Here is a 12313-nt window from a genome sequence, read left to right as displayed (position 1 = left end):
CCGGCCAGAGCGTCACCCTGAAGTTCACCGGCACGGAGGACATCTCGCTGCAGACCTCCTTCGTCATCGACGACACCGCGGTGAACGTCTCCTGAGCCAACCTCTTCCCACCGGCGTCCGGCGGTCCCCCTTCAGGGTGGCCGCCGGACGTCGTGCTGGCGTCAGATGTCGAAGGTGGCCGGGCGCTCGGTGGCGGGCGGCGGTGGGGTGGCCTTCCACAGGCCGGTCTTCTGCGCGGCCAGCCGGGCCAGATAGGCCGGGTTGAGGATGATGTAGCGGCGCCAGAGCCGCTTAGGCTCCAGGCCGAGCCGCCAGAACCACTCCAGCCCCGCCCGCTGCATCCACGCCGGCGGGTTGCGCAGCAGGCCGGCGTGGTAGTCGAAGGCCGCGCCGACCGCCATCAGCGGCATGTCCAGCAGCGGCCGCATGGCGTACGCGAAGACCTCCTGGCGGGGGCAGCCCAGCCCGACCAGGACGAGCCGGGCGCCGCTGGCCTTGATCCGGTCGGCGATCTCGAGGTCCTCACCCGGCTGCACCGATCGGAACTTGGACGGCTCGACCCCGGCGATCTTCAGCGCCGGGAACTTCCGCTCCAGCGCCGGGACCAGCCGGGACAGCGTTTCCTCGGTGGAGCCGTACAGGTAGACGGGGAGGCCCTCGTCGGCGAAGCGGGAGAGCACCCGGAGGGTGAGCTCGGGGCCGTAGACCCGGTCGGTGAGGCCGGCGCCGTGCAGCACGTTCAGCGCCCAGCGGACCGGCTGCCCGTCCGGGGTGACCACGTCGAACGAGTTGAGCCGGGCGTTGTGCGCCGGGTCGAGCACACCGGTCATCACGCCGTGCACGGCCAGCGCGGTCAGGGCCAGTGGGCGGCGCTCGTGCGCGGCCGCCACCACCGCCTCCGTCGCCCGGGCGTAGTCGGTGGCGTCGACGAGTACGCCGAGCACGTTCCGCTTGGTGCCGGTGGTCATGCCTTCGGCACCCACTTGTCGACGTTGGCCTCGTAGATCTCGCGGAGGATCATCGGCACGTCGTAGGTGATCTTCCAGCTCGGGTAGTGCTCCTCGAACCGGGCCATGCTGCTGACGTACCACTGGTGGTCGCCCGTGCGGGCCTGCTCGACGTAGTTGATCTGCGCCTCGCGGCCGGTGATCTCCTCGGCGATCCGGAACGCCTCGATGTGCGAGGTGTTCGAGTGACGACCGCCGCCCAGGTTGTAGACCTGGGCCGAGCGCGGCTCCCGGAAGAACGCCTCGAAGGCGGTGAGCACGTCCCGGGAGTGGATCGCGTCCCGGACCATCTTGCCCTTGTAGCCGAAGAGGTTGTACGTCCGGCCCTCCATGACGCAGCGCATCAGGTACGCCAGGAAGCCGTGCAGCTCGGCCGCCGAGTGCGCGGGGCCGGTCAGCGTGCCGCCCCGGAAGCAGGCGGTCTTCATGTCGAAGTACCGGCCGTACTCCTGGACCATCACGTCGGCGGCGACCTTCGAGGCGCCGAAGATCGAGTGCAGCGACTCGTCGATCGACATGTCCTCGGTGATGCCCTGGTGGTAGGGGTGGTCCTCGGGCAGCTCGTAGCGGGTCTCCAGCTCGACCAACGGCAGGCTGTTGGGGCGGTCGCCGTACACCTTGTTGGTCGAGCAGTGGATGAACGGTGCCTCGATGGCGTGCCGGCGGGTGTTCTCCAGCACGTTCAGGGTGCCGCCCGCGTTGACGTCGAAGTCGGTGTACGGCTCCTTGGCGGCCCAGTCGTGGCTCGGCTGCGCGGCGCTGTGGATCACCACGGCGATGTCCGAGCCGTACTTCTTGAAGACCCGCTCCAGGCCGTCCCGGTCCCGGATGTCCACGGAGTAATGGGTGTAGGCACCGCCCAGGTCGGCGGCGAGCCGGTCCAGGCTCCAGGACGTCGAGCCGTCCTCGCCGAAGAAGTACCGACGCATGTCGTTGTCGATGCCCACCACGTGGAGCCCGAGGCCGGCGAAGTGCCGGGCCGCCTCGGAGCCGATCAGACCGCCAGAGCCGGTCACCAACGCGACACTCACACGCCACTCCTGGTCCATAGGGGGCAAGGGAACGAATCGGAGCATAGCGTGACTTGCGGTACGCCCCGATACGGCACAAGGGCCCCGCTAGCCGCGGAGCCCTCGTGATGGTGGGGAAGGGGGGAGTTGAACCCCCACGCCCTTTCGGGCACACGGACCTGAACCGTGCGCGTCTGCCATTCCGCCACTTCCCCGTGGCCTGACCTGCAATACCGTATCTCATCCCGCACCCGCCGCCTGCAGCGGGTGCCGGGACATATTACGCTGTCACCGGTCATCGCCACGAGCGATCACCGTTCGTGGCGGTCGAAACTGTAGCACGACCGCAGGGCCGGTCACGAACGGGCCGCCGGCAGCCGGCCGAGCGGCATGTGAGCTGCGGAGGCGGTGTCCGGATACCATCATTGCCTCGGAACCCGAGGAGGAGCCGGTGAGCGTGCTGCAACGCTTCGAGAAGCGTCTGGAAGGCCTGGTCGAGGGGGCCTTCGCCAAGGTCTTCAAAGGGGTGGTCCACCCCGTGGAGATCCTCAACGCCATGCAGCGGGAGGCCGAGGCGCACAAGGCGATCCTGGCCGGCGGGCGCACGTTGGTGCCCAACCGCTACGTGATCGATCTCTCGCCCTACGACCACAGTCGGCTGGCGCCGTACGCCGCCGCGCTGGCCCAGGAGCTGGCCCAGTCGCAGGCGGAGTTCATCGGCGAGCAGGCCTGGACGGTCTACGGCGACGTGATCGTCGAGATCGAACGCGGCGAGGGGCTGGACACCGGCATGTTCCGGGTCACCGCCGAGGTCTACACCGGTGGCGACGTCGCGCCGGTCTCCGCGCCCGGCGGCTACGAGGCCGGCCCGGCCTATCCGTCGTACGACCAGGGTGGCGGCTACGGCCCGCCGCCGGGGCACGGCGCCGGCCGCAACGTCCGACTGGTCTCGGGCGACGGCCGCACCTACCCCCTCCAGATGGGCTCGACGGTGATCGGTCGCGGCGACCAGGCCAACCTGCGCCTGCCCGACGTCGGGATCTCCCGGCGACACGCCCGGCTGGACTTCGACGGCGGCCAGGTCGTGCTGACCGACCTCGGCTCCACCAACGGCACGATGGTCAACGGCCAGCGCGTCTCCGCCGTCGCCCTCAACCCGGGCGACATGGTCCAGCTCGGCACCACCACCCTGACCTTCCGCGTGGACGGCTGACCAGCGTTGCCGGAACTCGTCATCACCGTCGCCCGGTTCGGGTTCCTCATCCTGCTGTGGATCTTCGTGTTCACGGTGGTCGGGGTGATCCGCCGGGACCTCTTCGCGGGGGCCCGGTCGGGTCGGCTGGTGGCCGCGCCGCGCGCGGTCGGAGCCACCGCCGGGCAGGCGGCGAAGCCGGCGAAGGTGAAGCGGGGCAGGGCCGCGCACCAGCTGGTGGTCACCGCGGGCCAACTGGCCGGCACCCGGATCACCCTGGGCGAGGCCCAGATCACCATCGGTCGCGCCGAGGATTCGACGCTGGTGATCACCGACGACTACGCCTCGGCGCGACACGCGCGGCTCGTGCCGCGCGACGGGCAGTGGTTCGTCGAGGACCTCGGTTCGACTAACGGCACCTACCTGGATCGCGCTAAGGTCACCGGACCAACCCCCGTCCCCCTCGGCGTGCCGATCCGGATCGGCCGCACTTCTCTCGAATTACGGCCATGACTCTGACCCTTCGCTATGCGGCCCACAGCGACCGCGGTCTGATCCGAGACGGTAACCAGGATTCCGTCTACGCCGGACCGCGGCTGCTTGCCGTTGCCGACGGCATGGGCGGCATGGCCGCCGGTGACGTCGCCAGCAACATCGTCATCGGTGCCATGGCGCCCCTCGACGAGGACGTCCCAGGGGACGCCCTCGTGGACGCGCTGCGTTCGGCCGTCGGCACCGCCAACCAGCAGCTCCGCGACACCGTGGACGCCAACCCGCAGCTGGAGGGGATGGGCACCACGCTCACCGCGACCCTCTTCTCGGGCAGCAAGCTCGGCATGGTCCACATCGGTGACTCGCGGGCCTACCTTCTGCGGAACGGTGAGTTCGCGCAGATCACCAAGGACGACACGTACGTCCAGATGCTCGTCGACGAGGGCCGGATCAGCGCGGAGGAGGCGAGCAGCCACCCCCAGCGCTCGCTGCTCACCCGGGCGCTCGACGGCCGCGACATCGACCCGGAGTACAGCGTCCGCCAGGTGCTGCCCGGCGACCGCTACCTGATCTGCTCCGACGGCCTCTCCGGCGTGGTCAGCGCGGACACCATCGCGGACACCATGCGGGAGTACCCCGACCCGCAGCAGTGCGTCGAACGCCTGGTGCAGCTCGCCCTGCGCGGCGGCGGCCCGGACAACATCACCGTGATCATCGCCGACGCCACCGACCAGGACATCGTCGAGGCGTCGCCGATCGTCGGCGGCGCCGCCGCCCGGGATCGGGGGATGGCCACCTCGGCCGACGTCTCCACCCCGGCGGCCCGCGCGTCCGCGCTCTCCGCCCCCCGGCCGGCCGCGCCGGAGGAACCGACGGACGCCCGCGACGAGGAACCGGAGCGGCACGGGCACCGCCCGCTGCGTACCACGGCGATGCTGTTGGCGCTGCTGGTCATCCTCGGTGGCGGCATCTTCGCCGGGTGGAGCTACACCCAGCGGCAGTACTACGTCGGTGCCACCGAGGACGGCCAGCTCGCCGTGTTCCGGGGCGTGCCGGGTCAGATCGCGGGCCTGGACCTGTCCAGCGTGCACGCCACCAGCGGGGCCAAGCTGGACGATCTCACCCTGGCCGCGCAGGAACAGGTCAAGCAGGGCATCCAGGCCAAGAACGAGCCGGACGCCGAGCGCCGGCTGGCCGAGCTGACCAGCGACGACCCGGCCAACCCGAACCTCAAGCCGCTCTGTCCGCCCAGCCAGACCGCCACGGCGGCCAGCCCGACTCCGGTCGTCACCGCCACCCCGGTGGTCCCGACCGCCAGCGCGAGCCCGCTGGCCCCGGCCACGCCGACGCCCACGCCGTCGCCGACCACCACGCCCGACGCCGTCCCCTCCGACACGGTGCCGCCGGTCGACCCGGCCGCCTGCCGGTCGCCGGAGTGAGCGTCGGCTCGACCCCGAGGACGCATCCGTGACCGCAGCCGCCGTACCGGCAGCCTCGCCCGCCGCGACGGGCGAGCAGCCTGGCGTGCGCCTGGCCCGGTCCCGGCGGAACGCTGAGCTGTCGCTGCTCCTGCTGGCCATGGTGCTGGTGGCGGCGTACGCGGCGACGGTCGAGGCGAACGTGCTGGACACGGTCACCCCGGACTTCTGGATCCCGGCCGCCGCGCTGGGCCTGGTCTTCCTCGGCCTGCACCTGGTGATCCGCTGGCTGGCGCCCTTTGCCGACCCCGCGCTGCTGCCGGCGGTCGCCCTGCTGAACGGCATCGGCGTGGGCTTCCTGCGGCGCTACGACCTGGCCCAGGCGGCCCCGGCCGATCGGGAGAGCCTGGCCATCTTCGCCGGTACCGGCGGGCGGCAGCTCGCCTGGACGCTCGGCGCGGTGATCCTGGCCGCCGGCCTGCTGGCGATCATGCGGGACCACCGTTCGCTCTCCAAGTACGCGTACACGCTGGGGCTGGCCGGCATCGTGCTGGTGATGATCCCGGCCGTGCTGCCGGCCCGCTTCTCCGAGATCAACAACGCCAAGCTGTGGATCCGGGTCGGCGGGTTCTCGATCCAGCCGGGTGAGTTCGCCAAGCTCGCCCTGCTCGCGTTCTTCGCGTACTACCTGGTCCGCAAGCGGGAGGTGCTCTCGCTGGCCAGCCGCCGGCTGCTCGGCATCGACTTCCCACGCGGACGGGACCTGGGCCCGGTCCTCGTGGTCTGGCTGATCAGCCTCCTGGTCCTGGTCTTCGAGAAGGACCTGGGCACCTCGCTGCTCTACTTCGGCATGTTCGTGGTGACGCTCTACATCGCCACCGAACGGGTCAGCTGGCTGCTCATCGGTCTGATCCTCTTCTTCGGTGGCGCCTACCTGGCGTACCTGCTGGGGAGTACCGTCGGAGGACCGTTCGCCAACTTCTACCTCCGGGCGGAGATCTGGCTGGACCCGTTCGGTGACCCCTACGACAAGGGTTACCAACTGGTCCAGGGCCTGCTCACCCTCGGCACCGGCGGCCTCTTCGGGGCCGGCCCGGGCGGCGGTCAGCCGACCCTGCTGCCCGAGGTGCAGACCGACTTCATCTTCGCCGGCATCGGTGAGGAGATCGGCCTGTTCGGCCTCTCCGCGCTGCTCGTGGTCTACCTGCTGATCGTCGAGCGCGGGCTGCGGGCCGCGCTGGCGGTGCGGGACTCGTTCGGCAAGCTCCTCGCCGGCGGTCTTGCCTTCACCCTGGGCCTCCAGGTCTTCGTCATCGTCGGCGGGATCAGCAAGCTCATCCCGCTGACCGGCCAGACCACCCCGTTCCTCTCCGCCGGCGGTTCGTCGCTGATGGCGAACTGGCTGCTGATCGCGGTCCTCCTCCGGGTCTCCGACGGCGCCCGCCGGCCGGTGACCGGGGGCGGCCCGGCGGTGCGTCCGTCGGGCGGACCGCCGGAACAGCTGCACGGTGCTCCCACGGAGGTGATCCGGCCGTGAACGCACCACTGCGCCGCGTCGGCGTGGTCGTGATGATCCTGTTCGGGCTGCTCTTCGCGAACCTGAACTGGATCCAGGCCTACAAGGCGGACGAATACCGCAACAGCGACTACAACGGCCGGGTCCAGGTCGACGAGTACAAGCGCAAGCGCGGCAACATCGAGGTCGGCGGCACCGCGTACGCCATCAGCAAGGACGCTGGCGGCAGGCTGCGATACCTGCGCAGCTACCCGGGCGGGGAGATGTACGCGCACGTACTCGGCTACAAGCCGGTCAACATCGCCGACACCGGCATCGAGCGGACCGAGAACCGCTTCCTCGCCGGCACCAGCGACCAGCTCATCGGCAACCGGGTGAAGGACATGTTCACCGGCGAGCAGACCGGCGGCGGCAACGTGCTGCTGACGCTGTCCAAGAACGCCCAGGAGACGGCGTTCAAGCAGTTGCAGAACAACCAGGTCGGGGCGACCAGGGGCGCGGCGATCGCGATCGACCCGCGCACCGGCGCGGTGCAGGCCCTGGTCTCCATGCCGAGCTTCGACCCGAACCCACTGGTCAGCCACGACACCGGGGCGGCATCGAAGGCGTTCAACCAGCTCGAACAGGATCCGGACCGCCCGCTGGCGAACCGGGCGCTGGCCGAGACGCTGCCGCCCGGCTCCACCTTCAAGATCGTGGTGGCCGCGGCGGCGCTGGAGAACGGCGTCACCAAGCAGACCAAGATCCCGGCCGGGCAGAGCTGGACCCCGCCGACCTCGGGTCAGCCGATCAGGAACGCGGCGGACTCGATCTGCCCGCAGGACCAGGTGACCCTCGACGAGGCGGTCACCGAATCCTGCAACACCGGCTTCGCCCAGCTCGGTGTCCGGCTCGGTGCCGACAAGATCAAGGACAAGGCCCGCCAGTTCGGCTTCGAGCAGGACGACCTCACCGTCGGTCAGCTCAACGAGGGCGGGCTGCCGGTGGCGGCCAGCCGGACCGGTGACATGACCGCGCCCGGCGGGTCGACCGACCCGGCCGCCCTGGCCCAGTCCTCCATCGGCCAGCGCGACGTCCGGATGACCCCGCTGCAGGGCGCGCTGATCGCCGCCTCGGTGGCCAACGGCGGCAGCCAGATGCGGCCGTACCTGGTCAAGCAGCTGCTCGCGCCGGACCGCACCACCAGCTACTACACCGCCAAGCCGCGTGAGCTGCGCCAGCCGGTCAGCGGCCAGGTCGCCGACGACCTGCGGGACATGATGGTGCACGTGGTCGAGAGCGGCACCGGCAAGTCGGCCGCCATCGACGGCTACACCGTCGGCGGCAAGACCGGTACCGCCCAGTCCGGCCCGAACACCCCCGACCACGGCTGGTTCATCGGCTTCGCCCTGGACAAGAACGGCACCCCGGTCTCCGCGGTCTGCGTGGAGCTGGAGCGGGCCGGCAAGGGCGGCAGCCACGAGGCGGCCCGGATCGCCGGCCGGATCATGGCGGCGGCCATCCGCGACGCCGGGGGTCGCTGACATGCTCAGCCCCGGGGTGCAGCTCGGCAACCGCTACCGCCTCGACGAGCGGATCGCCAGCGGCGGCATGGGCGACGTGTGGCGCGGCACCGACCAGGTGTTGGGCCGTACGGTCGCGGTGAAGAGCCTGCTCCCCGCCCTGCTCGACGAGCCGGGCTTTGCCGAGCGGTTCCGCGGCGAGGCGCGGACGATGGCCACCATCAACCACCCCGGCGTGGTCGACGTCTACGACTTCGGCAGCGACCAGCAGGTCGCCTTCCTCGTCATGGAATACGTCGAGGGCGACGCGCTGTCGTCGACGCTGAGCCGGGTGGGGCGGCTCACCCCGGCCCGGACGATGGCCCTGCTGGCGCAGGCCGCCGACGCGCTGCACGCCGCCCACGAGAAGGGGATCGTGCACCGCGACGTGAAGCCGGGCAACCTGCTGGTCCGGCCCAACGGCACGTTGGTGCTCACCGACTTCGGCATCGCCCGCTCCGACCTGGTCGGCCAGCTCACCGCGGCCGGCTCGGTACTCGGCACCGCCTCGTACATCTCGCCCGAGCAGGCCACCGGCGCGGTCGCCACGTCCGCCTCCGACGTGTACGCGCTCGGCGTGGTCGCATACCAGTGCCTGGCCGGCCGGCGGCCGTTCGAGGGGGACAACCCACTCGAAATCGCCATGAAGCACGTGCAGGAGGCACCCCGGCCGCTGCCCGCCGACATCCCGCCACAGGTCAAGGCGATCGTCGAGCGGGCCATGGCGAAGGACCCGGCGGCCCGCTGGCCGAGCGCCGCGGCCCTGGCCAGCGTCGCCCGGCAGGCCAAGCTCGCCCTGTCGCAGCAGGCGCGGGGCGGGGGGCGGCCGATCTCCGGCGTACCCTCCTCGCCGGCCGCACCGGCAGCCAGGGCGCAGGTCCCGGCCACCGCGCGGCCGCAGCCCCACCCGACCGTGGCCCCCGCGCGCCCGCCGGTCGCGCCGCGGCCGACCACGGTGGCGCCCGCCCCGCAGCCCCGCCCGCCGCTGGCCCCGCGGGGCGCGGCGACGGTCCCGCCGCCTCGACAGCACAATCCCCTGGGGTACGCGCCCTCGCCGGCCGCCGCGGCTCCCCGGCGGTCCAGCGCCGGGCGGTGGGTGGCCGCGATCGTGGTGGCGGTACTGGTCGTGCTCTGCTCCGGCGTGGTTTCCTACTACCTCCGGAAGAACGCGGCGGCCGGTGAGCCCGGCGCGGGGCGTCCGGTGAGCGTGACCTCCGGCGCGCTGCGGGCCCACGGAGGCGACGATCTGGTCCGGACGTCGTACCGTCGTGAGGTACGGCTCCAGCCGGCTGGCGGCGAGACGACGACGACGAGCGAAGGACGAGAGACGCGATGACAGCGCAGGCCCGCCTGCTCGGTGGCAGGTACCAGGTCGGCGAGCTGCTCGGCTACGGCGGCATGGCGGAGGTGCACCGCGGTCGCGATCTCCGGCTCGGACGGGATGTCGCGATCAAGATGCTTCGGGCCGACCTGGCCCGGGATGCGACATTCCAGATGCGGTTCCGCCGGGAGGCACAGAACGCCGCCTCGCTGAACCACCCGGCCATCGTCGCCGTGTACGACACCGGCGAGGAGACCGCGCCGACCGGCGAGACACTGCCGTTCATCGTGATGGAGTTCGTCAACGGACGGACCCTCAAGGAGGTGCTGGGCGTCGAGGGCCGGCTCCAGCCGCGTCGGGCGCTGGAGATCTGCGCCGACATGTGCGCGGCGCTGGAGTTCAGCCACCGGCACGGGATCATCCACCGGGACATCAAGCCCGGCAACGTGATGCTCACCCAGACCGGCCAGGTCAAGGTGATGGACTTCGGCATCGCCCGGGCGCTGGCCAGCGGCGCCACCACGATGACCCAGACCAGCGCCGTCATCGGCACCGCGCAGTACCTCTCCCCGGAGCAGGCGCGCGGCGAGGCGGTCGACGCCCGCTCGGACGTGTACGCGGCCGGCTGTGTGCTGTTCGAGCTGCTCTGCGGGCACCCGCCGTTCGTCGGGGACAGCCCGGTCAGCGTCGCGTACCAGCACGTGCGGGAGGCGCCGCCGACGCCGAGCAGCATCAACCCGGACGTCAACCCGGCGGTGGACGCCATCGTCCTCAAGGCGCTGTCGAAGAACCCGCTGAACCGCTACCAGAGCGCCGGCGAGATGCGGGCGGACCTGCTCCGTGCCGCCGCCGGCCGGCCGGTGCTGGCCACCCCGGTCATGCCGGCGGACGAGACCGCGCCGCTGGCCCCGGCCGCCGGTGCGGGCGGCTACCAGACCCAGGTGATGGGGCCGCAGACCCGCCAGCAGGCGCCGGCCCGGGTCGGCGACTCGCGCAAGCGGAAGAGCTCCTCCTGGGTGATCGCCACCTTCGCCGCGCTCGGCGTGCTGGCGGTGATCGCCCTGGCCGCCGCGCTCTGGCTCAACCAGCAGGGCGCGAGCAAGGTCCGGGTGCCGGCGGTGGAGGGCAAGAGCCAGGCGGTCGCCTTCCAGGACGTCCGGAACGCGGAGCTCAACCCGGTGCTCGGCGACGCGGTGCAGAACAACACCTGCGAGAAGGGCACGGTGGCGGCTCAGGACCCGCCGGCCAGCACGACCCTGGAGAAGGGCCGCAACGTCACTCTCAACATCTGCGGCGGCCCGAAGACAGTCAAGATCCCGAACGGGTTGGTGAACTCCCAGTTCGCCAACGTCAAGCAGCAGCTTGACAACCTTGAGCTCGTCGTCGACTCCCAAGAGGTCGACAGCGGCCTTCCGGAGAACACTGTCGTCAAGGTCGAGCCCAAGGAGGGTTCCACGGTCGGCGTGGGCTCCACGGTCAAGGTGCAGGTCTCCAGGGGCAACATCGCCAAGGTGCCGCCCGTCGTCGGCTTGACGGAGGACCAGGCGCGCAAGCTGCTGAAGAACGCCGGCTACGACGTGCGACGTCTGGACGGCGACGAGGTGCCACCGGACAAGGCCGGCCTGGTCAGCAGGCAGTCCCCGGATGGCAACTCCGATCTGGCCCGGGGTAAGCGGGTCACCATCTACGTCGACATCCCGCTGCCCGAGCCGACCGACTCGGCGACGCCACCGAGCCCTACCGGCTCGCCGACCGCTCCGGGCGGCGGTGGCGGGTTCCCCATCCCCACGCCGCCGGCGCGAAACCCCGGCCAGTGACAGTTCGAGGCCCCGACTCCGGTCGGGGCCTCGATGTTTCTCGACCTGCTGCGGACCAGGTCAGGCGGCGGCGAACGCCGCCCGGCGACGCGCGTCCACCTCGGCGGCCAGCTCCGGAGCGCGCTCCAGCGCCTCCGGGAAGCCGCACACCGCGAGCCAGTTCGCCAGCATGAGGTGACCGCCCTCGGTCAGCACCGACTCGGGGTGGAACTGGACGCCCTCGATCGGCAGGGTGCGGTGCCGCATCGCCATGACCACGCCGGAGCCCGTCCGGCCGGTCACCTCCAGCTCGTCCGGCAGCGTCTCCGGCAGCACGGCCAGCGAGTGGTACCGGGTGGCGGTGAACGGGTCGGGCAGTCCGGCGAGCACCCCGACCCCGTGGTGGCTGACCTCGGAGGTCTTGCCGTGCAGCAGCTCCGGTGCCCGGGTGACGGTGGCGCCGAACGCCTCGCCGATGGCCTGGTGGCCGAGGCAGACGCCGAAGAGCGGAAGCTTGCCGGCGTACTCCCGGATCACGTCGAGGCAGATGCCGGCGCGGTCCGGGCTACCCGGCCCAGGCGACAGCAGCACGCCGGCGGCGCCGACCCGGCCGACCTCGGCGACGTCGATCTCGTCGTTGCGCCGGACCTCGCAGTCGACCCCCAGTTGGCCGAGGTACTGCACCAGGTTGAAGACGAACGAGTCGTAGTTGTCGATCACCAGGACGCGCATCGGGGTCACCTGTTCGGGGTGGTGGGCGGGGCGTTGTTGCTGTGGGTGCTGTAGGGGATCTCCTCCTCGCTCGGGCTCACGCTGGGCACGGTGAGCCCGCCGCCGGAGTCGTCACCCGGCACGCCCGAGTCCTGGGTGACCTGGACGTCATCGAAGGGGAGCAGCGGTTCGGCCCACGGGAAGACCACGAACCAGAGCAGCGCGACCGCCGCCGCGGCGAGCAGCACCGACCCGACCAGCTTCCCGGCCATCCCGAACGGCAGTTTGCGCCAGATCCACGCGTACATC

Annotated in this window: 11 protein-coding genes and 1 tRNA gene; 7 read left to right on the top strand and 5 right to left on the bottom strand. The window is 71.3% G+C overall.

Annotation, left to right across the window (positions count from 1 at the left end):
* Positions 1-161 precede the first annotated feature (161 nt).
* From ACFYOS_RS33465 to ACFYOS_RS33455, 3 genes are all read right to left on the bottom strand, one after another.
* Complete coding sequence (locus ACFYOS_RS33465; protein ID WP_387150379.1) at positions 162-968, bottom strand: WecB/TagA/CpsF family glycosyltransferase; 807 nt, start codon at positions 966-968, stop codon at positions 162-164.
* On the bottom strand, positions 965-2038 hold the full coding sequence (locus ACFYOS_RS33460; RefSeq protein WP_387150376.1) for an NAD-dependent epimerase/dehydratase family protein: 1074 nt from the start codon (positions 2036-2038) through the stop codon (positions 965-967). The genes ACFYOS_RS33465 and ACFYOS_RS33460 overlap by 4 nt, the downstream gene beginning before the upstream one ends.
* A 108-nt stretch (positions 2039-2146) precedes the next feature.
* Positions 2147-2232 (bottom strand) — tRNA-Leu (locus tag ACFYOS_RS33455).
* A 209-nt stretch (positions 2233-2441) separates the two neighbouring features.
* Between ACFYOS_RS33455 and ACFYOS_RS33450 the strand changes: the two genes are divergently transcribed.
* The 7 genes from ACFYOS_RS33450 (at position 2442) to pknB (ending at position 11314) form a co-directional block, all read left to right on the top strand.
* Positions 2442-3230 carry an FhaA domain-containing protein gene (locus ACFYOS_RS33450; RefSeq protein WP_387150388.1) on the top strand — a complete coding sequence of 263 codons (789 nt, stop codon included), beginning with the start codon at positions 2442-2444 and terminating at the stop codon, positions 3228-3230.
* A gap of 6 nt (positions 3231-3236) precedes the next feature.
* A complete protein-coding gene (locus ACFYOS_RS33445; RefSeq protein ID WP_387150373.1) occupies positions 3237-3722 on the top strand; it encodes an FHA domain-containing protein in 486 nt (161 codons plus the stop codon).
* Positions 3719-5140 (top strand): PP2C family protein-serine/threonine phosphatase, encoded by a 1422-nt coding sequence (locus ACFYOS_RS33440; protein ID WP_387150371.1) that lies wholly within the window; start codon positions 3719-3721, stop codon positions 5138-5140. The genes ACFYOS_RS33445 and ACFYOS_RS33440 overlap by 4 nt, the downstream gene beginning before the upstream one ends.
* A gap of 85 nt (positions 5141-5225) precedes the next feature.
* On the top strand, positions 5226-6656 hold the full coding sequence (locus tag ACFYOS_RS33435; RefSeq protein ID WP_387150385.1) for an FtsW/RodA/SpoVE family cell cycle protein: 1431 nt from the start codon (positions 5226-5228) through the stop codon (positions 6654-6656).
* Positions 6653-8158 (top strand): peptidoglycan D,D-transpeptidase FtsI family protein, encoded by a 1506-nt coding sequence (locus tag ACFYOS_RS33430; RefSeq protein WP_387150368.1) that lies wholly within the window; start codon positions 6653-6655, stop codon positions 8156-8158. The genes ACFYOS_RS33435 and ACFYOS_RS33430 overlap by 4 nt, the downstream gene beginning before the upstream one ends.
* Position 8159: 1 nt before the next feature.
* Entirely contained in the window at positions 8160-9512 is a 1353-nt protein-coding gene (locus tag ACFYOS_RS33425; RefSeq protein ID WP_387150365.1) for a protein kinase, read from the top strand.
* Positions 9509-11314, top strand: coding sequence for a Stk1 family PASTA domain-containing Ser/Thr kinase (pknB, locus tag ACFYOS_RS33420; RefSeq protein WP_387150362.1), 1806 nt, complete (start codon positions 9509-9511; stop codon positions 11312-11314). The genes ACFYOS_RS33425 and pknB overlap by 4 nt, the downstream gene beginning before the upstream one ends.
* A 60-nt stretch (positions 11315-11374) precedes the next feature.
* Here pknB and ACFYOS_RS33415 read toward each other — a convergent pair whose 3' ends face one another.
* Complete coding sequence (locus ACFYOS_RS33415; RefSeq protein WP_387150359.1) at positions 11375-12025, bottom strand: aminodeoxychorismate/anthranilate synthase component II; 651 nt, start codon at positions 12023-12025, stop codon at positions 11375-11377.
* Between the two features lie 5 nt (positions 12026-12030).
* On the bottom strand, positions 12031-12312 hold the full coding sequence (locus tag ACFYOS_RS33410; RefSeq protein ID WP_387150356.1) for a hypothetical protein: 282 nt from the start codon (positions 12310-12312) through the stop codon (positions 12031-12033).
* Position 12313: the final 1 nt, after the last annotated feature.

The sequence above is a fragment of the Micromonospora sp. NPDC005806 genome, assembly GCF_042871425.1.
Classification (GTDB): domain Bacteria; phylum Actinomycetota; class Actinomycetes; order Mycobacteriales; family Micromonosporaceae; genus Micromonospora.
This window is presented reverse-complemented; position numbering and strand designations above follow the sequence as displayed.

Excerpts from the sequence above, each read along its gene's own strand:
- ACFYOS_RS33465 (WP_387150379.1), bottom strand. The coding sequence starts at position 968 with ATGACCACCGGCACCAAGCGGAACGTGCTCGGCGTACTCGTCGACGCC.
- ACFYOS_RS33440 (WP_387150371.1), top strand. The coding sequence starts at position 3,719 with ATGACTCTGACCCTTCGCTATGCGGCCCACAGCGACCGCGGTCTGATC.
- ACFYOS_RS33425 (WP_387150365.1), top strand. The coding sequence starts at position 8,160 with ATGCTCAGCCCCGGGGTGCAGCTCGGCAACCGCTACCGCCTCGACGAG.
- pknB (WP_387150362.1), top strand. The coding sequence starts at position 9,509 with ATGACAGCGCAGGCCCGCCTGCTCGGTGGCAGGTACCAGGTCGGCGAG.
- ACFYOS_RS33415 (WP_387150359.1), bottom strand. The coding sequence starts at position 12,025 with ATGCGCGTCCTGGTGATCGACAACTACGACTCGTTCGTCTTCAACCTG.
- ACFYOS_RS33410 (WP_387150356.1), bottom strand. The coding sequence starts at position 12,312 with ATGTACGCGTGGATCTGGCGCAAACTGCCGTTCGGGATGGCCGGGAAG.